This window comes from Lactobacillus taiwanensis (assembly GCF_017894345.1).
Classification (GTDB): domain Bacteria; phylum Bacillota; class Bacilli; order Lactobacillales; family Lactobacillaceae; genus Lactobacillus; species Lactobacillus taiwanensis.
On the sequence record NZ_CP059276.1, the window covers coordinates 479138 to 505999 of the forward strand.

Annotated in this window: 25 protein-coding genes and 1 pseudogene; 20 read left to right on the forward strand and 6 right to left on the reverse strand. The window is 35.5% G+C overall.

All coding sequences use genetic code 11. The features are described 5' to 3' along the window. Positions 1 to 3 precede the first annotated feature (3 nt). From ruvA to trxA, 14 genes are all read left to right on the forward strand, one after another. Positions 4 to 582 (forward strand): Holliday junction branch migration protein RuvA, encoded by a 579-nt coding sequence (ruvA, locus tag H1A07_RS02275; RefSeq protein ID WP_094495961.1) that lies wholly within the window; start codon positions 4 to 6, stop codon positions 580 to 582. 23 nt (positions 583 to 605) lie between these two features. Next, positions 606 to 1625, forward strand: a complete 1020-nt coding sequence (ruvB, locus tag H1A07_RS02280; RefSeq protein WP_210145237.1) for a Holliday junction branch migration DNA helicase RuvB — start codon at positions 606 to 608, stop codon at positions 1623 to 1625. Between the two features lie 60 nt (positions 1626 to 1685). Then, a complete protein-coding gene (yajC, locus tag H1A07_RS02285) occupies positions 1686 to 2129 on the forward strand; it encodes a preprotein translocase subunit YajC (RefSeq protein WP_210145238.1) in 444 nt (147 codons plus the stop codon). Between the two features lie 115 nt (positions 2130 to 2244). Beyond that, the gene (gene zwf / locus H1A07_RS02290) at positions 2245 to 3693 is read left to right on the forward strand and encodes a glucose-6-phosphate dehydrogenase (protein WP_094498165.1); all 1449 of its coding nucleotides are present in this window, start codon (positions 2245 to 2247) and stop codon (positions 3691 to 3693) included. Continuing rightward, positions 3693 to 4814: a DNA polymerase IV gene (gene dinB, locus H1A07_RS02295; protein WP_153939586.1), complete on the forward strand. Its 1122-nt coding sequence runs from the start codon at positions 3693 to 3695 to the stop codon at positions 4812 to 4814. Before zwf ends, dinB begins: the two co-directional genes overlap by 1 nt. 36 nt (positions 4815 to 4850) lie before the next feature. After that, positions 4851 to 5816 carry a DHH family phosphoesterase gene (locus H1A07_RS02300; protein ID WP_094498164.1) on the forward strand — a complete coding sequence of 322 codons (966 nt, stop codon included), beginning with the start codon at positions 4851 to 4853 and terminating at the stop codon, positions 5814 to 5816. After that, on the forward strand, positions 5800 to 7185 hold the full coding sequence (locus H1A07_RS02305; protein WP_210145239.1) for a DEAD/DEAH box helicase: 1386 nt from the start codon (positions 5800 to 5802) through the stop codon (positions 7183 to 7185). The genes H1A07_RS02300 and H1A07_RS02305 overlap by 17 nt, the downstream gene beginning before the upstream one ends. 234 nt (positions 7186 to 7419) lie before the next feature. Then, complete coding sequence (gene alaS, locus H1A07_RS02310) at positions 7420 to 10068, forward strand: alanine--tRNA ligase (protein WP_210145240.1); 2649 nt, start codon at positions 7420 to 7422, stop codon at positions 10066 to 10068. Positions 10069 to 10122: 54 nt separating this feature from the next. Beyond that, a complete protein-coding gene (locus H1A07_RS02315) occupies positions 10123 to 10380 on the forward strand; it encodes an IreB family regulatory phosphoprotein (protein ID WP_003647717.1) in 258 nt (85 codons plus the stop codon). Beyond that, positions 10380 to 10811, forward strand: coding sequence for a Holliday junction resolvase RuvX (ruvX, locus tag H1A07_RS02320; protein WP_057718349.1), 432 nt, complete (start codon positions 10380 to 10382; stop codon positions 10809 to 10811). Before H1A07_RS02315 ends, ruvX begins: the two co-directional genes overlap by 1 nt. A gap of 1 nt (position 10812) precedes the next feature. Beyond that, entirely contained in the window at positions 10813 to 11127 is a 315-nt protein-coding gene (locus H1A07_RS02325) for a DUF1292 domain-containing protein (RefSeq protein ID WP_094498159.1), read from the forward strand. 52 nt (positions 11128 to 11179) lie between these two features. Next, positions 11180 to 11722 (forward strand): CvpA family protein, encoded by a 543-nt coding sequence (locus tag H1A07_RS02330; protein WP_210145241.1) that lies wholly within the window; start codon positions 11180 to 11182, stop codon positions 11720 to 11722. A gap of 40 nt (positions 11723 to 11762) precedes the next feature. Then, entirely contained in the window at positions 11763 to 14129 is a 2367-nt protein-coding gene (locus H1A07_RS02335; protein ID WP_210145242.1) for an endonuclease MutS2, read from the forward strand. Positions 14130 to 14213: 84 nt separating this feature from the next. Beyond that, positions 14214 to 14525 (forward strand): thioredoxin, encoded by a 312-nt coding sequence (trxA, locus tag H1A07_RS02340; protein WP_020807775.1) that lies wholly within the window; start codon positions 14214 to 14216, stop codon positions 14523 to 14525. Positions 14526 to 14604: 79 nt separating this feature from the next. Here the strand turns inward: trxA and H1A07_RS02345 are convergent, their stop codons facing one another. After that, positions 14605 to 15000, reverse strand: a complete 396-nt coding sequence (locus H1A07_RS02345; protein ID WP_057718352.1) for a YslB family protein — start codon at positions 14998 to 15000, stop codon at positions 14605 to 14607. Positions 15001 to 15096: 96 nt separating this feature from the next. Here H1A07_RS02345 and murI point away from each other — a divergent pair, with 96 nt between their 5' ends. The 3 genes and pseudogenes from murI to H1A07_RS02360 all read left to right on the forward strand — a co-directional run. Then, positions 15097 to 15897: a glutamate racemase gene (gene murI, locus H1A07_RS02350; RefSeq protein ID WP_210145243.1), complete on the forward strand. Its 801-nt coding sequence runs from the start codon at positions 15097 to 15099 to the stop codon at positions 15895 to 15897. 2 nt (positions 15898 to 15899) lie between these two features. Further along, positions 15900 to 16523, forward strand: coding sequence for an XTP/dITP diphosphatase (locus H1A07_RS02355; protein WP_153939580.1), 624 nt, complete (start codon positions 15900 to 15902; stop codon positions 16521 to 16523). A gap of 167 nt (positions 16524 to 16690) precedes the next feature. Continuing rightward, positions 16691 to 17456, forward strand: a pseudogene (locus H1A07_RS02360) (acetate/propionate family kinase); the annotation flags it as partial. A gap of 41 nt (positions 17457 to 17497) precedes the next feature. Here the strand turns inward: H1A07_RS02360 and H1A07_RS02365 are convergent. Continuing rightward, positions 17498 to 18397, reverse strand: a complete 900-nt coding sequence (locus H1A07_RS02365) for a mechanosensitive ion channel family protein (protein ID WP_210145244.1) — start codon at positions 18395 to 18397, stop codon at positions 17498 to 17500. A gap of 126 nt (positions 18398 to 18523) precedes the next feature. Between H1A07_RS02365 and H1A07_RS02370 the strand changes: the two genes are divergently transcribed. Together H1A07_RS02370 and H1A07_RS02375 are read left to right on the forward strand one after the other, a co-directional pair. Then, positions 18524 to 18955: a DUF948 domain-containing protein gene (locus tag H1A07_RS02370; protein WP_057718356.1), complete on the forward strand. Its 432-nt coding sequence runs from the start codon at positions 18524 to 18526 to the stop codon at positions 18953 to 18955. A 33-nt stretch (positions 18956 to 18988) separates the two neighbouring features. Next, positions 18989 to 19321, forward strand: a complete 333-nt coding sequence (locus H1A07_RS02375) for a hypothetical protein (RefSeq protein WP_057718357.1) — start codon at positions 18989 to 18991, stop codon at positions 19319 to 19321. 111 nt (positions 19322 to 19432) lie between these two features. Here the strand turns inward: H1A07_RS02375 and H1A07_RS02380 are convergent, their stop codons facing one another. Then, on the reverse strand, positions 19433 to 20539 hold the full coding sequence (locus H1A07_RS02380; RefSeq protein WP_210145245.1) for an aminopeptidase P family protein: 1107 nt from the start codon (positions 20537 to 20539) through the stop codon (positions 19433 to 19435). Positions 20540 to 20682: 143 nt separating this feature from the next. On the opposite strand from H1A07_RS02380, the gene H1A07_RS02385 reads away from it, so the two are divergent. Next, complete coding sequence (locus tag H1A07_RS02385; protein WP_210145246.1) at positions 20683 to 21678, forward strand: substrate-binding domain-containing protein; 996 nt, start codon at positions 20683 to 20685, stop codon at positions 21676 to 21678. An 88-nt stretch (positions 21679 to 21766) separates the two neighbouring features. On the opposite strand, the gene H1A07_RS02390 is transcribed toward H1A07_RS02385, so the two are convergent. The 3 genes from H1A07_RS02390 to pepV all read right to left on the reverse strand — a co-directional run bounded on the left by H1A07_RS02390 (position 21767) and on the right by pepV (position 26858). Next, on the reverse strand, positions 21767 to 22393 hold the full coding sequence (locus H1A07_RS02390; protein WP_210145247.1) for an ATP-binding cassette domain-containing protein: 627 nt from the start codon (positions 22391 to 22393) through the stop codon (positions 21767 to 21769). Between the two features lie 152 nt (positions 22394 to 22545). After that, positions 22546 to 25359, reverse strand: a complete 2814-nt coding sequence (locus tag H1A07_RS02395; RefSeq protein WP_210145248.1) for a transglycosylase domain-containing protein — start codon at positions 25357 to 25359, stop codon at positions 22546 to 22548. 101 nt (positions 25360 to 25460) lie between these two features. Beyond that, positions 25461 to 26858, reverse strand: a complete 1398-nt coding sequence (pepV, locus tag H1A07_RS02400; protein ID WP_210145249.1) for a dipeptidase PepV — start codon at positions 26856 to 26858, stop codon at positions 25461 to 25463. Between the last annotated feature and the right edge of the window lie 4 nt (positions 26859 to 26862).

Genomic DNA, 26862 nt, shown 5'->3' on the forward strand with positions numbered 1-26862 from the left:
AAAATGTTTGAATATCTCAAAGGAATAGTAGCAAAAATTGATCCAGCGTATGTGGTCCTAGATGTAAATGGCGTAGGATATAAGATTCTCTGCCCAACTCCTTATAGTTACCAAGAGAATCAACCTGCAACTATTTATGTAGAACAAGTTGTGCGTGATACTGGAATTACTTTGTATGGCTTCCTATCATTAGAAGATAAGGAACTATTCTTGAAACTTTTGAGTGTTTCAGGAATTGGACCTAAATCTGCTGTAGCGATTATGGCAGCTGAAGATACCGATTCTTTAGCCAGCGCAATTCAAAATGGTGAAGTAAAATACTTAACTCGCTTCCCAGGGGTAGGAAAGAAGACTGCATCACAGATTGTTTTGGACCTAAAAGGAAAATTAGGTAATTACGTTAAAAAGGCGACTCCTACTGTTGATATTTCGCCAAGTTTGCAAGATGCTCTGCTTGCCTTAGTTGCCCTTGGTTATACCCAAAAAGAAGTCGATAAGATTACGCCAAAACTAGCAAAGTTACCTGAAAATACTGCTGATGGTTATGTGAAAGAGGCACTTGCCTTATTATTGAAAAAATAAGTAATTAAATTATAGATAGGGAAGTGAAAAATGTGAATGATGAAGAACGAGTTATAGGAGCTGAAAGTAGTGACGAGGATGAAGCTGTAGAGTTATCCCTTCGTCCGCAATACCTGGCACAATACATTGGTCAAGACAAGGTTAAAAGTGAAATGAAGATCTATATTAAGGCAGCTAAACAACGTGATGAAGCCTTAGATCATGTTTTACTTTATGGACCTCCTGGCTTGGGTAAAACGACTTTAGCTTTTGTAATTGCAAATGAAATGGGCGTCCACTTAAAGAGTACGTCAGGTCCAGCAATTGAAAAGGCTGGAGACTTAGTAGCGCTACTTTCAGAATTGAATCCGGGGGATGTCTTATTCATTGATGAGATCCACCGTTTAGCTAAACCTGTGGAAGAAGTTCTCTATTCAGCAATGGAAGATTTCTATATCGATATTGTTGTTGGAGAAGGTCAAACAACGCACGCAGTTCACGTGCCGCTGCCACCATTTACCTTGATTGGAGCAACGACTAGAGCCGGGCAATTGTCAGCGCCTTTAAGAGATCGGTTTGGGATTATTGAACATATGCAGTATTATTCAGTTGAAGACTTAGAAAAGATTATTCAACGATCAAGTATGGTCTTTAATACTAAGATTGATCCTGAAGCTGCAATTGAATTGGCTCGTCGTTCCCGTGGTACGCCGCGTGTGGCTAACCGTCTGCTTAAACGAGTACGTGACTTTGCAGAAGTAAAGGGTGAAGAAGCTATTTCGTTAGTAACAACTAAGCACTCACTTCATTTATTAGAAGTTGACGATGAAGGACTAGACCAGACGGACCGGAAGCTTTTAAGAATGGTGATTGAAAATTATGGCGGAGGTCCAGTTGGGATTAAGACAATTGCAGCTAATGTAGGGGAAGATACAGATACAATTGAAGAAGTATATGAACCGTACTTACTGCAAAAAGGTTTTATTACTCGAACTCCGAGGGGCAGAAGTGTTACGCAAAAAGCATATCTGCAATTAGGTTATCCACCAAAAAATGAAAAGTAAGTTTTTAGTTAAGCTAAAAATACGGTATAATTATTACTTGAAAGTTAATTAATAAAAATAATGAGGTGTAATACTTTGAATACATTTTTCTTAGCACAAAGTGCTGCTGGTATGAATAATATTTTTATGATCATTGCTTTTATCGCAATTTTTGTCTTTTTCTATTTTTCAATGATTAAGCCACAAAAGAAGCAACAACAAGAACGTATGAAGATGATGTCTGAGCTTAAGAAGGGCGATCAAGTAATTATGGTTGATGGTCTTCACGGAAAGGTTGATTCAATCAATGATGCAGATAAGACTGTTGTTATTGATGCAGATGGAATCTTCTTAACCTTTGAAAGAATGGCAATCCGTCGTGTGCTTCTAACTGCTGCAACTCCTGCAAAAGATGTAGAAGCTAACGAAGCAAAAGAAGAAAAAGTTGAATCAGAAGAAAAAATAGCAGATGAAAGTACAAAAGCTGAAGAAAAAACTGATTCTAATTCAGAAGAAAATAAATAAATTGAATAAAAATTCTGTTAAACGTCCGAAAGGACGTTTTTATTTTTCCACTGATAAGATTAGTATTGTAAAATATGAATTGGTAAAGTTACTTTTTATTAGGTAGGTAGTTAGTATGAAAAATATTCCAGTTATTATGATTATTTTTGGTGGTTCAGGCGACTTAGCTCACCGTAAGCTTTATCCAGCCTTATATAACCTATACCAAAAAGGCCTAATCCATGATCATTTTGCCGTAATTGGCACAGCAAGAAGACCTTGGAGCCATGAATACTTACAAGAACAAGTAATTGAAGCTGTTAAAGAATCTAATGATAATTTTGATGAAAAAACTGCTAGAGAATTTGCTTCTCACTTTTATTACCAATCCCATGATGTAACTGATGTTGGTCACTATATTGCTTTAAAAGAGCTAGCTACTAAACTTGATGAAAAATATCATGCAGAAGGCAACCGTATCTTTTACATGGCAATGGCTCCAAGATTTTTTGGTACAATTGCAACCCACATCAATGATCAAAAGCTAATTGGAACTGGTTTTAACCGTCTAGTTATCGAAAAACCGTTTGGTCATGATTTAGCTTCAGCTGAAAAATTAAATCAAGAAATTAGCGAAAGTTTCGATGAAGATTCAGTATATCGAATTGACCATTATCTTGGCAAAGAAATGATTCAAAATATTATGCCACTTCGTATGACTAACCCAATCGTTAAGAATATTTGGTGCAAGAATTACATTGCTAATATGCAGGTTACTCTTGCAGAAAGTTTGGGTGTTGGAACTCGTGGGGGTTATTATGAAACGTCAGGTGCGTTGCGTGATATGGTTCAAAATCATATTTTCCAAATCATCACTCTTTTAGCAATGCCAGAACCTGAGGGATTAGATTCTGATCATATTCACCAAGCAAAGCAAGAATTATTAGATAGTTTAGTAATTCCAACACCAGAAATGGTTAAAAAACACTTTTCACGTGGTCAGTACCTAGCAAGCAATGATGAAGTGGAGTACTTAAAGGCTGATCAAGTTGCTCCTGATTCTAAGGTGGAAACTTTTGTTGCTGGTGAGGTTAATTTCAAGAAGGGACCAGTTGCGGGTGTTCCAATTTATTTTAGAACTGGTAAGAAGATGAAGGACAAGGTTTCTAGAATTGATATTGTTCTTCATCATCTGAATAATTTGTATGGCAATGCGCATTCAAATAATATTTCTATTATTATCGATCCAACTAGTGAGATTTTCTTCACAATTAATGGTAAGAAGATCACTAGTGAAGGCTTAAGAAGAGAGAACCTCACTTACAAGTTTTCTAAGGAAGAAATGGCACAAGTTCCAGATGGTTATGAAAGATTACTACATGATGTTTTTGTAGCTGATCGAACTAATTTCACGCACTGGTCAGAATTAAAGCAATATTGGAAGTTTGTTGATGCAGTTGAAGATGCTTGGCAAGAAGAAAACAAAGACCTCAAGCAGCTTGAACGATATCCAAGTGGCCAATTTGGAACCGAGTCAAGCAACCACATTTTTGAAAAAGATAGCGAACACTGGATTTACCGTTAATGGATTTACTGCCTAAAAACAATACCAGTCGGAAAATAATCCACATTGATATGGATGCCTTTTATGCTTCTGTTGAGATGAGAGATAATCCCGCAATTAGAAACAAGGCAGTTTTAATTGGCGGAGATCCTAAGAAAAATAATGGTCACGGCGTGGTTGCGACCGCTAACTATATTGCTCGGCAATATGGTGCCCATTCTGCTATGCCAACAGCTAAAGCAATGCGCTTGATTCCAGCAGACAAACTAGTAATTGTAGAGCCTCATTTTGAAAAGTATCGCGCGGTTTCTGCTCAAATTCATCGTTTGATGCATGTTATAACTGATAAAGTTGAATCAGTGGCCTTAGATGAAGCTTACTTAGACGTAACCAAAAACAAACTCCATATTGCGAATCCTATCAGACTTGGATCAATCTTACAGGAGCAGATTTATCGAAAAGTAGGTTTGACTAGTTCGTTTGGCGTCTCGTACAATAAATTTTTAGCTAAAATGGGTTCAGAATATGCTAAGCCTTTTGGCAGGACTATCATTAGATCAGAAACTGCTCTTGATTTTCTAGCAAAACAAAAAATTGGTAATTTTCCTGGAATTGGTCCAAAGACACAAGAAAGACTTGAAGCAATGGGAGTTTATACTGGAGCAGATTTAAAAGAAGTTCCCACTGACGTTTTAATTAAGAAGTTTAACCGAATGGGGTATGTGATTGCTCAACATGCTCATGGAATCGATCTAAGGCCTGTAGTAACTGATTCAGAAAGAAACCGGAAATCCATCGGAATTGAGCGTACTTTTAATCAAAGCTTATTTGATGAAAATGAAGCTTTAACCAAATTGCGTGCTTATAGTGGTGAGCTTGAGAAAAGTCTAAGGGAAAGACATTTTCTTGCTAATTGTGTTGTCTTGAAGGTTCGAGACATTAACTTTAAAACAATTACCAAACGCAGAAAGCTAAAAAGAGGAACGAATGATAAAATAGTTATTTACGATACTGGGCGTGCATTATTTGAAACAGAAAAAGAAATGCTTGCAACCGGAATCCGGCTTTTAGGATTAACAGTAACTGATTTTGAAGAGCACCCAGTCGAAAATATTTCTTTAGATATTTTTGAAAATAAGTAAATAATAAAGTTGAATAAAAAAGAATAAGGAGAAATTATGGCAACTTTTGATGAAATTTATGAAAAAATAAAAGAATATCCAACAATTATCTTGCATCGACACACTAGTCCCGATCCAGATGCTATTGGATCACAAGCTGGTTTAGCTAGATCATTAAGATTAGCTTTCCCAGATAAGAAGATTCTTTGTGCTGGTGAAAATGATGAAGGCGACCTAATCTGGATTAACAAAATGGATGAAGTTAAGCCTGAAGACTATAAGGGTGCTTTAGTGATTACAACCGATACTGCAAATACACCTCGTATTTCTAATAAAAATTATGATAAAGGGGATCTTTTAATTAAGATTGATCACCACCCTGATGTAGATCCTTATGCAGATATGAGCTACGTTGATCCAGACGCACCAGCAGCTTCAGAAATTGTCTTTGACTTTTTAAAGGAAGAAAATTTACCAATTACTAAAGAAGTGGCTGAAGCTTTATATGCTGGTATAGTCGGGGATACGGGAAGATTTATGTATCCTGAAACTTCTGCACATACTTTTGATGTAGCAGCTGAATTAACTAAGACAGGAATTAATATTACTGATATCGCTAGAGAAATTGCGGATGTAACCTTTGATGAAGCTAAGCTTCAAGCTTTAGCAATGGATAAAATGGAAATTAATCCTGTTGGAGCAGCTTACACCATTTTAATGCAAGATGACTTAAAGAAAATGGGTCTTACTGATGATCAAGCAAATGTTGCTGTTTCAACCCCTGGTCGAATTAAGGATGTTTTAGCATGGAACGTATTCGTTGAAAAACCAGATGGTTCTTTCCGTGTACATTATCGTTCAAAGGGTCCTGTAATTAATCACTTGGCTGAAAAGCACGATGGTGGTGGACACGCATTAGCATCTGGTGCTAATGCCAAAGATATGGATGAAGTTAAACAAGTCTTTGACGAAGTAGTAGAAGTAACAAAGAAGTACAATGAGGAACATGGCACAAATAAGTAGCATATTTCAAAATGAAAAAATTCGTCCAGAATTACAAGCTGGACTAGAAAAAATTAATTTTAAAAAGTCAACTAAAGTGCAATCTTCAGTTATTCCAGCACTTTTAGATAATAAAAATGTTGTTGTACAAGCTGCAACTGGTTCAGGAAAAACCCATGCATATTTGATTCCAATTTTGAATATGATTGATGAAAATGCACCAGTAACACAAGCTGTTGTAACTGCACCTAGCCGTGAATTAGCTAATCAATTATATAAGGTTGCACGTCAATTAAGGGATGCTAGTGGCTTAAATATTTCTATTGAATATTTAGGTGGTGGAAATGATCGTAATCGACAAATTGAGAAGGCTGAAAATAAGGCGCCGCAATTAATCATTGCAACTCCTGGACGTTTACATGATTTTGTTTCTAAAAAGTTCATTAATTTAGAGAATGTCAAGGCATTTATCATTGATGAAGCAGATATGACATTAGACATGGGCTTTTTAGGTCAGATGGATGAAATTATGTCTAGACTAGACAAGAAGGCTGTTTTAGGTGCATTTTCAGCTACAATTCCGGTTAAACTTGAAAACTTTTTAAGAAAATATATGGCAAAGCCAGACTTTATTGTAATTGATAATCCAGCAATTATTGCTCCAACAATTCAAAATGACTTAATTGATGTTGGTTCTCGCGATAAAAAGGAAATCTTGTACAAACTTTTGACGATAGGACAGCCATATTTGGCTTTAGTTTTTGCTAATACCAAAAAGACAGTTGATGAATTGACCGACTATCTTGAAGGGCAAGGACTTAAGGTAGCGAAAATCCATGGTGGAATTACTGAACGCGAAAGAAAGAGAATTATTCGTCAAGTACGTGAAGGTCAATATCAATACGTTGTAGCCAGTGATTTAGCTGCTAGAGGAATTGATATACCTGGTGTAAGTTCGGTAATTAACTATGAAATTCCTAAGGATCTTGAATTTGTAATTCACCGAATTGGTAGAACAGGAAGAAATGGACTAGAAGGACATGCAATTACTTTAATTTATGATGATGAAATGTCACAAATTGAAGATCTAGAAAAATTAGGTATTCACTTTGACTTTAAGGAATTAAAGAATGGCGAACTAGTTGAAAGAACTCACTATCATCGTAGAGACAATCGTCAAGCTCGTAGCCACAAGTTAGATAACCGAATGATTGGAATGGTTAAGAAGACCAAGAAAAAGGTTAAGCCGGGCTACAAGAAGAAGATTAAACAGGCTATTCAAAAAGATCGTCAGCAAAAGAGGAAGATCGAAGAACGCCATCAAATTAGAAAAGCTAAGCGTAGACGTAAACGTGAACGCGAACAAGCACGTGGGAATTTTGACAACTAGAAAATTTGTAGTAAAATAAATCACGTTTAGGACATATTACTGAGGTATTTTCTTCAAAGAGAGGATCTATTAGGTGAGAAGATCTAGAGGTACTTAGTAATGCTACCTAATTTTAAATTGATAAATAATAAATAATTAAGAGGTAACAAACACTGTTGCAATCAAGGTGGTACCGCGCTGGGAGCGTCCTTGTTAAATGCAATAGTGTTTTTTATATTGTTGTAGGAGATTTTTATGAAACAATTGACTAGTTCACAAGTACGTCAAATGTTCTTGGACTTTTTTAAAGAGCATGGCCACATGGTTATGCAAAGTGCATCATTGATTCCACAAGACGACCCAACCTTGTTATGGATTAACTCTGGGGTTGCTACAATGAAGAAATATTTTGATGGTTCTGTTGTACCTAAGAATCACAGAATTACTTCTTCTCAAAAATCAATCAGAACTAACGATATTGAGAATGTTGGTAAAACAGCACGTCACCAAACTTTCTTTGAAATGCTTGGTAATTTCTCAGTTGGGGACTACTTTAAGAAAGAAGTTATTCCTTGGGCTTGGGAATTTTTAACTAGTCCAAAGTGGTTAGGTCTTGATCCAGACAAGCTTTATGTAACTGTTTATCCAAAAGATACTGAAGCATACCACATGTGGCACGATGTTGTTGGTTTGCCAGAAGACCACATTGTTAAGTTAGAAGATAACTTCTGGGATATTGGTGAAGGTCCATGTGGTCCTGACTCAGAAATTTTCTACGACCGTGGTCAAGAAAATAATGACGTTGCAGAAGACGATCCAGAAAACTTCCCAGGTGGAGAAAATGCTCGCTACCTCGAAATTTGGAACATCGTATTTTCACAATTTAACCACTTGCCTAATGGTAAATATGTTGATCAACCACATAAAAACATTGATACCGGTATGGGATTAGAACGTGTTGTTTCAATTATTCAAGATGCTCCAACTAACTTTGAAACTGACTTATTTATGCCAATCATTAAGGAAACTGAGAAGTTAAGTGATGGCAAGAAATATGCAGTAAACAAAGAAGACGATGTTTCATTTAAGATCATTGCTGACCACGTTCGTGCTGTTAGCTTTGCGATTGCAGATGGTGCTTTACCTTCAAACTCAGGTCGTGGATATGTTTTGCGTCGATTAGTTAGACGTGCTGACTTAAATGGGCAACGTTTAGGTATTAAGGGTGCATTTTTGTACAAGTTGGTACCTGTAGTTGGCGAAATTATGAAGAGTCACTATCCAGAAGTTGTTGATCAACAAGCATTTATTCAAAAGGTAATTAAGAACGAAGAAGAACGATTCCAAGTGACTCTTTCATCTGGTTTGAACTTGCTTGATAATATTATTGCTGAAGCTAAGAAGAGCGATAATAAAACTATTTCTGGTAAGGATGCTTTCAAGTTATTTGATACTTATGGCTTCCCATACGAATTAACTTTTGAAGCTGCTCAAGATGCCGGCCTTAAAGTTGATAAGAAGGGCTTTGATGAAGAAATGAAAGCCCAAAAGGAACGTGCGAGAAAAGCTCGTGGTAACTTACAATCAATGGGTTCACAAGATGTTACTTTAATGAACATTAAAGATAAGAGTGAATTCGAATATGGTGTCTTAGAAGAAAAGCATGCTAAGTTGATTGATATTGTTGTAGATGATAAGTTAGTTGACAAGGCTGACAGTGAACATGCAACTTTAATTTTTGATAAGACTCCATTCTACGCAGAACGTGGTGGACAAGTTGCTGATCATGGTGAAATTTTGAATCAAAATGGTGAATTAGTCGCTCGTGTAACTGATGTACAACACGCACCAAATGATCAAAACTTGCACTTTGTAGATGTTATTTTGCCACTTGAAAAGGGACAAGAATACATCTTGAAGGTTGATCAAAAGCGTCGTCGCGGCTTAAAGCACAATCATACTGCTACCCACTTATTGCATGCAGCTCTACGTGAGGTTTTAGGTACTCATACTCACCAAGCTGGATCTTTAGTTGAACCTGACTACTTACGTTTTGACTTTACTAGTTTAGAGCCAATGACTAAGAAGGAAATTGCTAACGTTGAAAAGATAGTTAATGAAAAGATTTGGGAAGAAATTCCAGTAAAAACGACTGTTACTGACCCAGATACTGGTTTGAAGATGGGAGCTTTAGCCTTATTTGGTGAAAAATACGGTGATACAGTTCGTGTTGTTCAAATTGATGATTTCTCAACTGAATTCTGTGGTGGAACTCACTGTGAAAATACTGATCAAATCGGTATGCTTAAGATTGTTTCTGAATCTGCTGTCGGTGCTGGTACCCGTAGAATTATTGCTGTTACTGGACCAGAAGCATACAAGTATGTAACAGACCGTGATGAGATCTTGAAGGAAGTTCAAGAAGAAGTTAAGGCAACCAAGGTTGAAGATGTAACTAATAAGATTGCTTCAATTGAAGAAGATTTACGTACAAGCCAAAAAGAAGCTGAACAATTAAAGGCTCAAATTAACAGGGCAAAAGCAGGTGACTTGTTCAACGATGTTAAACAAGTTAAGGACTTAACTGTAATTGCTGCTCAAGCTGATGTTGAAGGTATGAACGATTTACGTGAGCTTGCCGACAACTGGAAGAGTAGCGATAAGTCCGATGTCTTAGTTTTAGCTGCCCAAGTTAATGATAAGGCTAACATGGTAATTAGCTTGAATGATAAAGCAATTAAAGCAGGTCTTAAGGCAGGCGACTTAATTAAGACTGCTGCTCCAATCTTTGGTGGTGGCGGTGGTGGTCGTCCAAATATGGCTCAAGCTGGTGGTAAGAACCCAGCTGGTTTAAAGGACGCTATTGCTAAAGTGTTACAAGAAGTTGAAGAAAAACAAAATTAATTGAGTTCGTTCGATATTTCAAGTAAAATTAAGAAGAATAGGAGGAATTTTATTATGAGTTCGCTAGATAAAACAATGCATTTTGACTTTAACCAAAATAAGGGTAAGAATGTGTACGATACTCTTCAAGACGTATACAATGCACTTGAGGAAAAGGGCTACAGCCCAATTAATCAAATTGTTGGTTACTTACTCTCAGGCGACCCTGCATATATTCCTCGGCATAATGATGCCCGTAATTTAATCTTGAAACATGAACGTGATGAAATTATTGAGGAATTGGTTAAGAGTTATTTAGGTAAAAATAAATAATGCGATTACTTGGACTAGATGTTGGCTCTAAAACCGTTGGTGTTGCAATCAGTGACCCTTTGGGGATTACTGCTCAAGAGCTTGAAACTATAAAAATTGACGAAAGCAAGTATAGTTTTGGCATGCGTCAACTTAGGAAAATTGTGCGAAAATACGATGTTGAAGGCTTTGTTTTAGGCTTACCTAAGAATATGGACGGTAGCAGCGGTCATTCAGTTGAAAGAAGTAAGCAGTATGGAGAACGCTTGAAAGAGAAGTTTGATCTTCCTGTTTACTACATGGATGAGCGTCTTACAACGGTTCAGGCTGACCGAATTTTGGTTCAAGAAGCCGGTGTTCATGATCGTATTGAAAGAAAAAAAGTTATTGATCAAATGGCTGCTGTTTTAATCTTGCAAAACTACTTAGAAGCAACCAGAAAGGATAATTAAAATGAGTGAAAAAATTAACGCTAACCAAGATAATGATCGTCAAATTACTTTAGTTGACGAACAAGGTAATGAGGAACTTTTTGAAATTTTGTTTACTTTTACGTCTGAAGATTATGGTAAATCTTATGTTTTACTATATCCTGCAGCTGTTAGCGACGGCGATGATGTTGAAGTACAAGCTTTTAGCTATGACGCAGATGCAGATGGCGATGTAACTAGTTCTGACTTGCATGAAATCACTGATGATGATGAGTGGAATATGGTACAAGGCGTTTTAAATACATTTTTGTCAGACGATCGCTTAAGCGGCGAATAATCTTCAAAAAAGACTGGCGTTGCTGGTCTTTTTTGCTTAATAAGGATGAACAATGATTTCTTTCTTCATTTTATTAATTTTTATCTATTGTTGTTATGTAGGCTATCGGCGTGGAATAGTATATGAGGGGTTAGCGGCTGGTGGATATGTAATAGGATTAATTTTTGCAACTCTTTTGTATCGACCTTTTAGCAATTTTCTAAATCTTTGGGTACCATATCCTTCTGCAAATGATCGAAGTAGTTTCGCATTTTTTGATAAAACGACAGGATTAACATTAGATAAGTCATTTTATGCAGCTTTTGCTTTTTCGCTTATTTTATTAATTGTATGCTGTTTATGGCACCTGGTAATGTTAGGTTTTAGTCAGTTAAGATATGTTACTGTAGATGCTAGATTAAATCTATGGGGGAGCTTAATAATTTCCTTTATTGTGACTTTAATTAGTGTCTATCTACTTTTGTTTATTTTGGCTACGATTCCTAATAATAGTTTGCAAAATATGTTGGGACATTCTATTCTGGCAAGCGGAATTTTGCACTTTTCCCCAGGGATTTCCCAAATTTTTATAAATTTATTCATTACAACAATATAAAAAGGTCCCAGTGATGGGACCTTTTTGCTAGGTGGAAAATATGAACTCTAAAATTATTGAAAAATTAGAATATAATCGAATAATTAAACAACTAAGTGACTTGGCAATTACTGCCCCTGCAAAAAAGCAGGCGTTGAAATTAATGCCAAGTAGTGATTTTGATGAAGTAAAAAAGTCAATCGATCAAACTAGGGTACTTTCTAATATTCTTAGAGTTAAAGGGCCAATGCCAATAACTAATTTTAAGGATGTTAGATCTAGTTTAAAGAGATTAAAAGTTAAAGCTAATCTAAACGGTGAAGAATTAGGTAATATCTTTTTAGTTTTAAGTTTAGCTAAAGATGTTGAACAATTTGCATCAGATTTAGAAGAGCGAGAAATTGAGACACGTCCAATTGAAAAATATCTTAAAAACTTAGCAGTTCCAGAAGAATTATTTAAGAAACTATATCAATCAATTGAATATGATGGAACGGTTAAAGATGCAGCTTCATCTAAATTAATGCAGTTAAGACATGATATTGAAAGTAATGAAACTGACATTAAGAATCATATGAATGACTATATTAGCGGTAAACACACGCAATATCTATCAGAAAATATTGTAACTATTAGAGATGGACGCTATGTTTTGCCAGTAAAACAAGAATATCGAAATAAGTTTGGTGGAGTCGTTCATGATCAAAGTGCTAGTGGACAAACTTTATTTATTGAACCACAAGCAGTTTTAGTTCTTAACAATCGTCAGCAAAATTTAATGGCACAAGAGCGACAAGAAATTCACCGCATTTTGGTTGAATTATCAGAACTTGCTGGTATTTATCAAAAAGAAATTAAGAATAATGCTACAGCTTTAACGCAACTAGATTTTTTAAGTGCAAAAAGTAAGTTAGCTAAGGTGATGAAAGCCACTGAGCCAGTTTTAAATCAAGATCATGTAATTAAATTAAGAAAGGCTCGACATCCTTTAATTGATCCTAAAAAGGTGGTTCCAAATAATATTGAACTAGGAACCAGTTTTGACACGATGCTAATTACTGGACCAAATACAGGTGGAAAGACAATTACTCTAAAAACTTTAGGTTTGTTGCAATTAATGGCTCAGGCTGGTTTATTTATTACGGCTGAGGATGGTAGTCAACTAACTGTCTTTAATGAAATTTATGCCGATATTGGGGATGAGCAGTCAATCGAGCAATCATTGAGTACTTTCTCATCCCATATGGATCAAATTATTCGCATTATGAAGGATGTAACTGAAGACGATTTAGTTTTAATTGATGAATTAGGTGCTGGTACTGATCCTGAAGAAGGTGCTAGCTTGGCAATTGCAATTCTAGATGATTTACGTCAAACGAAAGCAAAAATTGCAATTACTACTCACTATCCAGAATTAAAGCTCTATGGCTATAATCGCAAAAGAACAACAAATGCTTCAATGGAATTTGACTTAAAAAAATTGGCACCAACTTATCGTTTAAGAATTGGTATCCCTGGTCAAAGTAATGCTTTTGCTATTGCACATCAATTGGGGATGGATGAAGCTGTTGTTGATAAAGCTAAAAGCTTAATGAATGATGAAGATAGTGATATCAATAAGATGATTGAGCGTTTAACTGAGCAAACTAAGGCAGCTGAGCAGCTTCATGAAACTTTGAAGCAGAATGTTGATCAAAGTATTACGCTTAAACGCCAACTTCAAAATGGTCTTGACTGGTATAATCAGCAAGTGGAGAAACAACTTGAAAAAGCTCAAGAAAAAGCTGATGAAATGCTTGCTAAAAAGAGACAAAAAGCTGATAAGATTATCAATGATTTGGAACAACAAAGAAGAGCCGGTGGACAGGTTAGAACTAATAAGGTAATTGATGCTAAGGGTGCGTTAAACAAACTTGAACGTGAAAATCAAAATTTGGCTCATAATAAAGTATTGCAACGTGAAAAGCGTCGGCATGATGTAAATGTAGGTGATAATGTAAAAGTATTGTCATATGGGCAACAAGGTGTGATTACTAAGAAGTTAGGAGAACATGAATTTGAAGTTCAAATTGGTATCTTGAAAGTTAAAGTTACTGATCGTGATGTTGAAAAAGTTGCAACTCAATCTAGTCTAAAGAAACCAGAAAAAACTGTTCGTTCTAGTCGCGGTCTTCGTTCAAGTAGAGCAAGTAGTGAGCTTGATTTAAGAGGACAACGTTATGAAGAAGCTTTAACTAATTTAGATCGTTATCTTGATACGTCGCTGTTAGCGGGATTAAATACCGTAACTATTATTCATGGTATCGGAACTGGTGCGATTAGAAATGGTGTACAGCAATACTTAAAGAGAAATCGACATGTAAAAAGTTATAGCTATGCACCTGCTAATCAAGGCGGAACTGGAGCAACAATCGTTCATTTACAGTAAGCAATATACTTGCAAAAAGTAAGCAATTCAACTAAACTATACTTATAATATAAAGAATTTAATTGATTTTGTGAGGTAATAACTATGGTTGATGAAATTACAGATGCAACTTTTGAAGATGAAACTAGTGAAGGCGTTGTTTTAACTGATTTTTGGGCAACTTGGTGTGGTCCATGTAAGATGCAATCACCGGTAATTGACCAACTTTCTGAAGAAATGGACGATGTAAAGTTCACTAAGATGGATGTTGATCAAAACCAAGAAACTGCACGTAATTTAGGAATTATGGCAATCCCAACCTTATTAATTAAGAAGGATGGTAAGATTGTTGACCGTTTGACTGGTTACACTCCTAAAGAAAAGCTAGAACAGATTTTAGATCAATACACTGACTAATTTATAGAAATAAAAAACGGGTAAAACCTCTGTATTGAGGAATTACCCGTTTTTTAGTGTTAATACTTACATCGCTAAGCTAATCAGATTGTGCAGTAATTTGAACGACGTGCTTTTTAGTGATTGTAGCTGAAGCTTCAGTTGGTGTACCATTTTGACGTTCTAGACACTCAGCGATAATGCCACTTTCAAGTGAAAATTCATCGCTTTGACTATCAAGTCTATCAGTCACAACTTGCCCCGATAATTCAAAAACTGCAGTATGCTTTTTATCTTTGAGAACTTTTAATGTTCCAAATTGAGCCATATCAAAAAACTCAATTAGATCATCAATGTCTGATAGATCATACTTTCTACTGACGTGTTTTCCGGCCCAGTAAAGAATTTCTTTATCTTCGCTACCTAAAATGGTAGGTAAGATAAAATCACGATATAATGAATTTAAAAAATAAAGATGTTCGTTTGTATGTTCCATGCTTTCATTTCCTTTTGTCTTCTATATCATTTTAACTTAAAATAGGTGAAGTAGAAAAGAGAATTTAATCATCATTTGTTTAAAGGAGTTTTTTAAATGGATAATCGACCAATTGGAGTTTTAGATTCAGGATTAGGCGGCTTAACCGTTTTAAAAAAAGTAATTGAAAAGATGCCTAATGAGTCAACAATTTTTATTGGCGACCAGGCTAATATGCCGTATGGGGATCGGTCAAGAGAAGAAATTATTTCTCTAACTCGCGATAGTGTAAACTTCTTATTAAGTAAAGATGTAAAAATTATTATTTTTGGTTGCAATACTGCAACTGCTGTAGCTATGTCTACAATTCAAAAAGAAATTCCTTTGCAAATAATCGGTGTGGTGCAATCAGGTGCATTAGCGGCTGCTAGAACTACAGATACTAAAAATGTAGCCGTAATTGGAACAAATGCAACTGTAGATAGTCATTCGTATTTAAAAGAAATTCAATATCGTGATCCTGAAATTCAAGTTAGTGAATTTGCACAACCAAAATTAGCTCCTTTAGCTGAAGAAGATCCTAGTGAAGACATAAAAAAAGTAGTAGTGAAAGAAAGCTTGGCTGCGCTAAAGGATGCGGATTACGACACTTTAGTTTTAGGATGCACGCATTATCCTTTATTAAGGGATGAGATTGTAGAAGTTGTTGGTCAAGACAAAAAGATTGTTGATCCAGCTGACCAGGTGGCACAATATACTTATAATGTTTTACGACGCGATGGTTTATTTGCTGCTGAAGGACATGATACTAAACATGAGTATTACACAACGGGTGAAGCAAAGAAGTTTACTGAGATTACGCGTCAATGGATGAATGAGGACACTATTAATGGATATCATGTAAATGCTGAGGAATAAAAATGGATACTTTATTATTTGCGACTAACAATAGAAATAAGGCTAAAGAAGTAGAAGAAGCCTTACGTAAGATTAATTTTCCAATTCATGTGATTACTAATCATGATTTAAATGATCCACCACATGTCTTAGAAACTGGAACTACCTTTTTAGCTAATGCAAAATTAAAGGCACATAAAATGGCTAAATTTAGTAATTTACCAACTTTAGCCGATGACTCAGGTTTGTCTGTTGATAAATTAAACGGAGCACCTGGTGTTTATTCAGCACGCTATGGTGGAGAAGCTCATAATGATGCTTTAAATAATGCCAAGTTATTGGCAGAATTGGGCGGTGTACCGAAAGAAAAAAGACAGGCTACTTTTCATACTACGATGGTTGTATCTTGGCCTGGTAAGTTTGATGATGATTTAGTAGCCGAAGGAGAGATTCGCGGAGAAATTTTGACTTATCCGCGAGGAGACGGCAATTTTGGTTATGATCCACTTTTCTTTGTACCAGATAAGGGAAAGACTTTTGCTGAAATGACAGTTGATGAAAAGAATGCAATTTCTCACCGTGGTCAAGCTTTAAGAAAGTTATTGGCTGAACTACCTAGTTGGTGGAAAAAGATGGAAAATGAATAATGAAATTTAGAACTTATTCTAATTAAGGAATAAGTTCTTTTTTTGTTGTGACTTTTAATTTTATTAATGAAAGCGCCATACTTAAACTGTATAGTTCTTAATAAACGTAAGTTTAAATATAATTTGAGGTTATAGCGTATGAAAAGAGTTTTAGCAATTAACTCAGGAAGTTCATCATGAGAATTGTCCCGAATGTACCGCAAGTTGCAGAGTTTGATACTTCTTATCATCAAACTCTTGATCAAATTCATTATTTGTATTCAATTCCTGATAAGTACTACCAAGATTATGGTATTCGTAAATATGGTGCGCATGGAATATCAGTTTCTTATGTGGCACAACGAACAGCAAAAATATTAAAAAAAATCCTAACTTGGTTAATCTAATTGTGTGTCACTTAGGATCTGGTGCTTCTGTGACGGCCGTAAAATGTGGAAAGTCCTATGATACCTCAATGGGAATTAGTCCATTAACTTGTGTAACAATGGGGACTAGAAGTGGAGATTTTGATCCAGCTGCCTTGCAAAGATTAATGCATAAATATAGATGAAGCAATTGATATTTTAAACTATAAATCAGGTTTATTGGAAATTTCAGGGATTTCATCTGATCTGCGTGATTTAATTGAAAGCAAAGATAAGCGTGCAAAACTAGCGCGTAAAATTTTTATAAATCGTGTTGTTTGCTATGTTGGTGCATATGCAGCTGAATTGAATAGGGTAGAGGCAATTATCTTTACTGCTGGAATAGGTAAGCATGATCCTGACATTCGAGCAGGGGTTATAGGGTTTAGGTTTAGATCCAGATTTTAAAGCTAATCGAACTGATGGTGAAAAATTTATTTCTAAGCCTGATTCAAAAGTAAAGGCATTAATTGTACCAACTAACGAGGAATTAATGATTGCACGTGAAATAGTGCGTGTAAGGCAATAAAAAAGATTAAGTTGTAGACGAAAGTCTAGCTATTTAATCTTTTATGAATTAGATTGATTATTATCTTGCTTGGTGGGAAGGGAACTAAATTTAATTCCTGCCTGATTAAATTCCTTAATATAGGCAGTTAGATAAGCATTTTTAATCATACTTTGACTATTAGCAATTACTTGGAAATGAATTTGATAAATAAAACTAGAACCTGTTTGATTAATAATTCCAATAATTTGCGGTCCCTTTTTGATTTGTTTCTTAAATTTATCTTTTAAAGCACCATTAGCCTTATCGACAGCATGATTAATATCAGTAAGATCATTTTCAACTGATAAGTTTAAGTCGATGTTCATACTCCACCCTGAATGTGAACCGTGACTTAAATTTTCAACTACAGTAATGTTGCGGTTAGGGATGTAGATGACCGCGCCATTGGTTGTCTTAAGTCTAGTATTGCGTAGCGTGAATGAAAGGACGGTTCCAGTATAGTTGCCAATCCTAACTGTATCGCCAATATTATATTCCCCTTCACTTAAGATGTTCATTCCAGTTATGACGTCACTAACAAGCCCTTGGGCGCCCATCCCTAAAGCTAGTGAAACAAGTCCCACACTGGCTAAAAGTGTGCCAACAGGTATACCAAGCAGGGTTAAAATGCTGTAGAGATAGAACAAAAGAATGGTATAGTGGAAAAGAGCGACTCCAAGTTGAGCCAAAGTCCTTTTTCGACCTGTCATTTTTTCTTGAAATTTAGGATTTTTGAGTAAGTATTTGGTTAGTACTTTTTTACCAATATGCCAAATTAAAAAGAAAATGACAGTGGTGATTATTATTTGAATACTACGACTTAATAAGGTATGAAATACGTCGTTCCAATCAATTAAGGAATCGACATTAGTTTTTTTAGTTGTAGTAGAAGTTCCTTTTAGAAGGGTAGACCAGTTCATAGATTTCCTTTCTTTCTTAGCTTTCTCTTTAATAGTATATCAAAAAGTTAGGTACTATTTTATTGCTTGAGGCGAGGAATAATGCTAGACTTTCTTATGAGAGGAATAATTAATGGAGGATAGATTATGTCAATTTCATATGGTGCATTGGCTGGCTTAATTGCAGCGGTTGCCTTTTTAATCTTGGTCTTATTTACTTTGCCTTTAATTGTTAGAGCTACTAAGACAATGAAGAAAGTTGACTCAACTCTGGATAGCGTTAATACAGCTGTTGATGATTTAACAAAGCAAACTGCTGTATTGATGAAACAAAGTGAAGATTTATTAGAAAAAAGTAATGCTCTTTTAGCTGATGTAAACGGTAAAGTAACAGAATTAGAACCAGTTGTGAAGGCAGCTGCAGATTTAGGTGAAAGTGTGTCAGATATTAATTCTTCATCAAGAAGAATGGTTGAGCGTTTCTCTAATATGGGTATTAGAGGAGTTGGAATTGGCATCTTTTCATCTCTAGTTAGTCGAATGTTTGCAAGACGTAAACGTCGTCGCGGTGAAGACTAATATTTATTAGATATTTATTAAAGGAGAATAATTATGCGTAAACTTGGCGGATTTTTATTAGGTAGCGTTGTTGGTTTAGGTGTTGGTTTGATTGCTGGCTCATTGTTATTGCCAGAAGATGTAACTGACGATGTAAAGAAAAAAATTGCTGAAAATGAAAAATTGCAACATTTAAAAGAAAAGTATGATAAGGGAACAGAAGCAATTAAGAACCAATTAGCATCATTCCCTAAGTCAGTTGAAGATGATTCAGAATTAAAAGATTTTGATGATATCGTAATTGACGACACTAACAAGGACCTTGGTGAAGACGAAAAGGCTGATAAGGATACTGTTAGTGATTTAAACAATGCTGAAACTAACTAAAGTTAAATTTTATTATTTAAGGAATCAAGTTTTGATACTTGGTTCTTTTTTTGTTAAAAAAAACTGCTGATTTAATTATCAGCAGGAAAATAGAGATACTATTTTTTAGGATTAATCTTTGACCGGAATGTATTTCAAGTCTTTGCTGGTCTTAGTAAAGGTTTCAAATCCATTCTTGGTTACAACACCACAATCTTCGATTCTAACGCCGGCTACATTAGGGATATAAATACCAGGCTCGATTGAGAAACACATACCTTCTTCAAGAACAATATCATTTCCCTCCATGATTTGTGGAAATTCATGAACATTCATTCCGATACCATGTCCAAGACGGTGAATAAAGTATTCACCATAGCCGGCTTTAGTGATGATATCTCTAGCGACAGCATCTAATTCGCTAGCAGTAATACCTGGCTTTGCGGCTTCAATAGCTGCTTGTTGAGCTTCGCGATCAACTTCGTAGATTTCTTTTTCTTTAGCAGTTGGTTCGCCGTAAGCTACGGTTCTACTTGAATCAGAAGCGTATCCATTGTGCATAGTTCCAAGGTCAAAAAGAACTAATTCATTTGGCTCAATCTTGTTCATAGTTGGACCAAGATGAGGATTAGCAGCATTCTTACCAGCTTGAACAATTGTTTCAAAACTAGTATGCATGACGCCTTTTTGAAGCTTTAATTGGTAGTCAATTTGGCCAGCAACATAACGCTCAGTTACGCCATTTCTCAGAGCATCAAAACCAATTTGAAAGGCAAAATCTGCTTCTGCACCAGCCGCTTTTAATTGTTCAACTTCTTCAGGAGTTTTGCGTAAGCGTGCTTCGGCAACAAAAGGAGAAACATTATTTGTAAATGATGAATCAGGAAATGCGATTCTTAGTGCTTCTAAGCGATCGACTGAAAGGTGTGTCTTTTCAATAGCGATATTTTTAAGATTGCTAATCCGTTGATTTACTAAATCAGCAATTTTTGCCCAGGGATCTTCATGGTCGAGATAACCATAAACATCGCCGTTCCAAGCAGAGTTTTTAGCCTCTTCAACATTTAATTCAGGTGCAAAAATAAAGGCTGGTTTATCTTTAAAAGCTAGTAAAGCAAAGATTCTTTCGTGAGGATCCATGCTGTAGCCAGTAAAGTAGTTAATACTAATTGGGTCAGAGATGTAGGCAACATCATTATTAGTTGAAATTAACCAATTTTGCAATTTGTCTAAGTTCATAATTTTAACTCCTTTTTTAATATATACTGGGAGTATACCATATAATATGGTAAAGTAATGAGTTTTTAGTCGTAAACGGTTGCAATGTGTTGATATTCTTGATAAGTTATAAAAGAGTGTTTTTACAGGAGTGTGAGAAATTTATGCAAAAGCAAGAAGTAACTATTTATGATGTTGCTCGTGAAGCAAAAGTTTCTATGGCTACTGTTTCAAGAGTAGTAAATGGAAATAATAATGTACGTAAAGAAACACGTGAAAAGGTATTAGCTGTCATTGATCGCCTGCATTATCAACCTAATGCAGTTGCTCAAGGACTGGCTTCAAAGAGAACTACAACAGTTGGCTTAATTATGCCAGATTTGACAAATATGCACTTTGCAGAATTATCTAAAGGAATTGACGATATTGCTACAATGTACAAGTACAATATCTTACTTTCCAGTGTTGGTAATACTTTGTTAAATGAGGATCAAGTAATCCAAAACTTACTTAATAAGCAAGTTGATGGTGTAATTTACATGTCAAACTTAATGGGTGAAAAGGCGCAAGAAATCTTCGAGCGTACTAATACACCGGTTGTTTTAGCTGGCACTGCTGATGCTAACCAAGACTTTCCAAGTGTAACAATTGATTATAAGGCTGCTGAAAAAGAAGCTTTAGGTTTGTTATTGAAGAATGGTAAGAAGAACCTTGCTTTAGTTGTTGGTGACGGAAAAGCTTATGTTAACAAAGATAACCGTTTCGTTGCTTATAAAGACTTTATGGAAGAACATAAGTTAAAGAATGTTCATATCTACGAAGATGCTAGAACCTATGAAGATGGTTATAATCTATTTGATAAAATTAAGACAGATAAAGTAGATGGAATTATTGCAACACGTGATGTGGTAGCTGCTGGTATGGTTAATGCTGCTTCTGATGCAGGTGTGAAGATTCCAGAAGATTTAGAAATTATTTCTGCTGCATCAACTAATGTTGCTAAAATTGTTCGTCCTCAATTAACTACTGTTCAACAACCACTTTATGATATCGGTGCTGTTGCAATGAGAATGTTAACTAAGTTGATGAATGATGAAGAGCTAGATGATGCTCATGTCATTTTGCCATATACTTTGAAGAAGTCTGCTTCTACTAAGTAGATAAGTTAATATTAAAAATAAAAAAGTACTGTTACTCTTCGGTTGAAAAACCGTCGATGTTAATAGTACTTTTTTAGTAGTAGTGAGTTTAAATATTTTCACTGGTCGTGTTTTTTATTTTATTTAAGTTGATCACTCCGTTAGCTAATTGTTCAATTTCGTTTCTTAAGTGGTGGGTTACCATAATCACAGTTTTATCTTGTTTAGTCAAGATCAAACGCTCAAGCTGTATACTTGAAGCTTTATCTAATGCAGACGTTGCCTCGTCTAATAGGTAAATTGGAGTGTCACGTAATATTTCTCTAGCAAATGCGATACGTTGTTTTTGTCCTCCAGATAATTGTTTTCCTTGATCATCTAAAACTGTATCAATTCCTTTAGGTAGTGTAGCAATTAAATCTTCTAGACCGCACTCTTTGATTACTTTATTAATTTTCTGAGTTGATATCTCTTTTCCTAGGGTTAAATTCCATTTTAGGGATGCTGAAAAAATATATGGATTTTGCTGTAAATAAGAAATCTTCTGATGTAGGTCATGATCTGAAATTTGATCATAACGCATATTACCAAGATTAATTTCTCCTTGATAGTCTCTTAGTAAACCACCAATTAAATTTAAAATTGTGGATTTTCCAGCTGCGGAATCTCCTGTTAAGATATATTTATTTTGCAATAGAAAGTCTAAATTCAGATTAAAATATTTCAGTAATTCCATACCTCCTCCTTCAATTAAAATTTATTTAAATATTAATACTTTAATTAACTATTTTCAATAAAAATTTTAATAAAATGAAAATCTTTACAAATAAAAAACTGATAATCAAATTAATGATTATCAGTTTTGATACTTTAAAATAATAATTTTAACTATAGAGTAGTAGGACCATTGTCCACGGCAGCAGCATCGCCTGCTGTTGGTTCAGTACTACTGTTTGCATTAATAGAGACAGATTCATCGGAACTAATATTTGAATTAATTTCATTAGTTGAATTACTGTTTTCTGAACTAGTATTTTGAGAAGGAGATTCGGTCCCTGTATTCCGTCTGGTTGACGATGAAGAAGAATTATTATTTCCTCCTTGTCCGCTACTACTACGAGCTTGTCTATCATTTGCTCCAACGTTTCTATTAGTTGAAGATGATGAGTTGTTATTTGATTCACGGTAGACTTCATGGTTCTTACCATAATAGTTACGTGTATCTTCAGATGTTGAGCCATTCGCTACAGCAAAGAGACTATTGATATTTTTCTTCTTAGAAATAGTCTTACCAGTGTAGATTAAGACCTTACCGTAGTCATTGTCTTTTCCTTCTAAGTGATCATAGAAGAGATTGTAGTCGGCAGTTGAACCACCAATACCAAACTTAGCAGTTGCAGCTGGAGCTGGAGAAAGACTTAATGCAGTTGTCTTTTTACCGGTTAGGTCGATGTTATCGCCATCAAAACTAACTGTTCCTGGTAATGTTCCAGTTTGTTTCAAAACTCTATTCTTATAAACAGAGCTTGGAGAACTTGGAGCATCATAGAGCTTAAAGATTGTAGGGTCTTCTTTATATAAGGCATTTGCAATATTTGCCCAGAGGTTTAGATTGGTTTCACTAGAATTAGAATCTAGGTTGTAGGAGTGACCATAGAAGTTATCATATCCCATCCAACTAGAAATCGTAATTCCTGGAGTAGAGCCATTAAACCAAATATCGCGGTAGTCGTTACTAGTTCCAGTTTTACCGATTAAGTTTTTATAGTTGAACTTTAAAGTACCAGTTAAACTTGAAGCAGTACCCTTGGTTACTACCTGGTGAAGCATTTTCTGCATAATGTAGGAAGTACCAGTAGAGAATACTTTTTGTGAATTTTGCTTATGTTTGTAAATTACTCTACCAGATGGGTCTTGAATTTCATCAATGTAGTAAGGATCTGCACGTTTGCCATTGTTGTAGAAGTTAGAAAAGGCACTTGCATTATCAGCTACAGAGAAGCCATAGTCTGTACCACCAAGAGCTAGGCCTAAGTTTTCAAATTCACTTTTGCTAAGGTTTAAGCCAAGCTTCTTCATATCTTGACGTAGATTAATATTCTTATCATTTACAAGCTTACTGTATAGGTTTACAGCTGGTAAGTTGTAGGACTTACTTAATGCTTCTTGAGCAGATATAAATCTATTTTCAACAGTAGAATTATAGTCGGTTGGAATATAGTTTCCAAAGCGAGTAGGGAAGTCAGCAAGTGCAGTTTGACTAGAAATAAGTTTATGTTCAACTGCAGGACCATAAACTAGGTATGGCTTGATGGACGAACCAGGTGAGCGATAAGTATCAAAGGCGTGGTTAATTTGAGAATTCTTGAAATCAACGCCACCGCTGAAGGCTAAAACTTTGCCTGTTGCGTTATCAATTACGACACTACCATTTTCTACATGTTCCGTTGTATTAACCCACTTGTTAGTATCTGAATCAAAGTCACGTGAAGTTTTATCTTGACCATATTTATTTTGTTTAACTACACGTTGCATAGTTTGGTAAAGAGGCTTTCTAATTGTAGTTTTAATATGATAGCCCTTTTGATGCAATAATTCGCTAGCATTAGTTAAGTACTGGTTATAACGATTAGTGTCTTGTTTCACGTCAGAAACTTTTAGACCATCCTGCTCAATTAATTGTTCTACTAAAAGATTGGTACTCTTATTCATAACGAGGTTGTACAGATAACCGCTTTGTTTCTTTTGTTTTGGTGCCTTTTCAGGTTTAAGGAAGTCTGCTCGTAGATCATATTTTTTAGCCGCAAGATAGGCTTTTTTACTAATATCACCATTTCTGTACATACGGAAAAGCACGATATCTTTTCTACGCATAGCTAAGTCGAGATCTTTTTTGACTTTTCCGTTTAAGCGATAGGGAGTATAAACAGAGGGACTTTGCGGTAAACCGGCGATAAAGGCAGCTTGAGGTAAGTTAAGTTCAGAAATGGACTTGCCAAAGATACCTTCAGCTGCAGTCTTGATACCTACAATGTTTTCACCACGATTATTTTTACCATAAGGAGCAGCATTTAAGTATGCACGTAAAATGTCTTCTTTAGAGAAGTATTTTTCGATCTTATGTGCATAGAACATTTCAGTAACTTTTCTGTGCCAAGTTGTCTGACTAGTTAAAAATTGCATTTTAACTAATTGCTGAGTTAAAGTTGACCCACCAGTCTGTACCCCGACGCCGGTTAATTCAGAAAGAACAGCCCTAACTAAGGATTTAGGTAATACGCCTTTATGGATGTAAAAGTTCTCATCTTCAGTTGCTGTAACAGCATTCTTAACTAATGGAGTTATTTCGTTTTTACTAGCTTTTTTAGTAACAGTATCAGGTTGTACTGTAGCTATTTTCTTGCCGCCAGCGTAATAAAGGGTAGCTGAATTTTGAGCGTGATTTATTTGATGATTTAATTCGCTAACTGTTGGAATAGATTGGTTACGGACAATTCCAAGAGCATATCCTCCACCAAAACCAATTAGTAAAAATAAGCCGAAAAAGGCAATTAAAATCAAATAGTGGAAAACGCGACGCAAAGTCAAATAAATTATCCCACTATAGAACTTCCATTGACTTTCGTCTGATTCGCTTTGTAGTTTTTTTATTTCCGGCCCTGCAGTCAGGAATTTTCTGATTTTTTCTTTTAAATTTTTCACAGATCAGGATCCTTTGTTAATTACTTTACTTTCCACCTATTATAGCAAAAAAAGGACTAGCTTTGATGCTGTCCTTTTTACGAATTCATTAATATTTTTAATTACTTAGTTAATTCATAGATTGCTTCGGCGTAAATAGCAATTGAATCGATCAAATCATCAACTTTCATATATTCATTTGGTTGGTGCATAACAAGTGGGGCACCTTCTGGTTGAGCACCAAAAGCTACACCATGTTTAAATAACCGGCCGTATGTACCACCGCCAATAATAACTTCGTGACCTTTCTTCCCAGTTTGCTTTTCATAAACTGAAAGAAGGGTCTTAACGATTGGATCGTCTTCAGGAACGTAGTGAGGAGCTTCTGCTGAACCTTCAACTCTAGCGTCTAAGATGTCACCAAATTTTTCGTTAATGTTTTTGACCATTTCTTCTGGTTCAATACCTTGTGGGTAGCGAACATTGTTTAGTAGGTATGCATTTTGACCTTCAAAGTTAAACATACTTGGTGAGCTAGTTAAATCGCCCATTAAATCATCGTGGTGGAAGATACCTAATTTCTTACCATTAAAGTCTTTGTGTTCAACAGTTGCAAGAAAATGTAAGAAATTCTTTGCTTGACCGTCAAAACTTAGGCTATCAAGGAAGAGTGCAAGGTAAGTAGCAGCATTTCTACCAGTTTCTGGAGCTGAAGCGTGAGCACCATGACCAGTTAAAGTTAATGATAGACGACCACTAAGCATTTCTGCCTTTCCTTCAAGTTTATGTTCTTTAAGGAATAGGTCGAACTTTTCTTTAATACCGTCAATGTCGCCTTCAAGTTGAGCATGAGCAGTTTGAGGGATAACATTAGTAGCAATACCTGATTGGAATGTCCAAAGCTTAACGTTACCTTGGCTTGGATCAAATTTGAAGTCAAGCTTCAAAGTAACAATACCTTGTTCACCGTTGATAATTGGAAATTCTGCATCAGGTGAAAAGGCAATGTCAGGAGCTGGTTGATGCTTCAAGTAGTAATCAATTCCTACCCAATTAGTTTCTTCATTAGTTCCAAGGACAAAATCAATCTTCTTTTTAGGCTTAAATCCATGCTCCTTTAAGATAAGCATTCCGTAATAAGCAGCTAATGATGGACCTTTATCATCAGCACTACCACGACCATAAATTTTTCCATCTTTAATAGTCATCTTAAATGGATCAGTCTTCCAGCCTTCGCCAGCAGGAACAACATCCATATGTCCAATAATACCTACACGCTTGTCACCGGCACCCATGTTAATTCGACCTGCATAGTTATCAAAATTTTCAGTGTCGAAACCATCACGTTTAGCAAAAGATAAAAACTTCTTCATTGCTTTAACTGGGCCAGGACCAACTGGATATTCTTTGCTAGTATTGTTTAAATCTTCAGAAGAATCAATTGCGATCAATTCTTTTAAATCGTTTAAAATAGCATCCTTTTTTTCTTGAGCTAATTTCTTATAATCTAGTTCTTCCATAAAT

Bases quoted from the DNA above. Each gene is read 5' to 3' on its own strand.
- H1A07_RS02355 (WP_153939580.1), top strand. From the start codon at position 15,900: ATGGATACTTTATTATTTGCGACTAACAATAGAAATAAGGCTAAAGAA.
- yajC (WP_210145238.1), top strand. From the start codon at position 1,686: ATGAGGTGTAATACTTTGAATACATTTTTCTTAGCACAAAGTGCTGCT.
- dinB (WP_153939586.1), top strand. From the start codon at position 3,693: ATGGATTTACTGCCTAAAAACAATACCAGTCGGAAAATAATCCACATT.
- H1A07_RS02385 (WP_210145246.1), top strand. From the start codon at position 20,683: ATGCAAAAGCAAGAAGTAACTATTTATGATGTTGCTCGTGAAGCAAAA.
- H1A07_RS02305 (WP_210145239.1), top strand. From the start codon at position 5,800: ATGGCACAAATAAGTAGCATATTTCAAAATGAAAAAATTCGTCCAGAA.
- H1A07_RS02345 (WP_057718352.1), bottom strand. From the start codon at position 15,000: ATGGAACATACAAACGAACATCTTTATTTTTTAAATTCATTATATCGT.
- pepV (WP_210145249.1), bottom strand. From the start codon at position 26,858: ATGGAAGAACTAGATTATAAGAAATTAGCTCAAGAAAAAAAGGATGCT.
- alaS (WP_210145240.1), top strand. From the start codon at position 7,420: ATGAAACAATTGACTAGTTCACAAGTACGTCAAATGTTCTTGGACTTT.
- H1A07_RS02330 (WP_210145241.1), top strand. From the start codon at position 11,180: ATGATTTCTTTCTTCATTTTATTAATTTTTATCTATTGTTGTTATGTA.
- H1A07_RS02300 (WP_094498164.1), top strand. From the start codon at position 4,851: ATGGCAACTTTTGATGAAATTTATGAAAAAATAAAAGAATATCCAACA.
- H1A07_RS02335 (WP_210145242.1), top strand. From the start codon at position 11,763: ATGAACTCTAAAATTATTGAAAAATTAGAATATAATCGAATAATTAAA.
- ruvA (WP_094495961.1), top strand. From the start codon at position 4: ATGTTTGAATATCTCAAAGGAATAGTAGCAAAAATTGATCCAGCGTAT.
- H1A07_RS02380 (WP_210145245.1), bottom strand. From the start codon at position 20,539: ATGAACTTAGACAAATTGCAAAATTGGTTAATTTCAACTAATAATGAT.
- ruvX (WP_057718349.1), top strand. From the start codon at position 10,380: ATGCGATTACTTGGACTAGATGTTGGCTCTAAAACCGTTGGTGTTGCA.
- zwf (WP_094498165.1), top strand. From the start codon at position 2,245: ATGAAAAATATTCCAGTTATTATGATTATTTTTGGTGGTTCAGGCGAC.
- H1A07_RS02365 (WP_210145244.1), bottom strand. From the start codon at position 18,397: ATGAACTGGTCTACCCTTCTAAAAGGAACTTCTACTACAACTAAAAAA.
- trxA (WP_020807775.1), top strand. From the start codon at position 14,214: ATGGTTGATGAAATTACAGATGCAACTTTTGAAGATGAAACTAGTGAA.
- H1A07_RS02390 (WP_210145247.1), bottom strand. From the start codon at position 22,393: ATGGAATTACTGAAATATTTTAATCTGAATTTAGACTTTCTATTGCAA.
- H1A07_RS02370 (WP_057718356.1), top strand. From the start codon at position 18,524: ATGTCAATTTCATATGGTGCATTGGCTGGCTTAATTGCAGCGGTTGCC.
- H1A07_RS02315 (WP_003647717.1), top strand. From the start codon at position 10,123: ATGAGTTCGCTAGATAAAACAATGCATTTTGACTTTAACCAAAATAAG.
- H1A07_RS02375 (WP_057718357.1), top strand. From the start codon at position 18,989: ATGCGTAAACTTGGCGGATTTTTATTAGGTAGCGTTGTTGGTTTAGGT.
- murI (WP_210145243.1), top strand. From the start codon at position 15,097: ATGGATAATCGACCAATTGGAGTTTTAGATTCAGGATTAGGCGGCTTA.
- H1A07_RS02325 (WP_094498159.1), top strand. From the start codon at position 10,813: ATGAGTGAAAAAATTAACGCTAACCAAGATAATGATCGTCAAATTACT.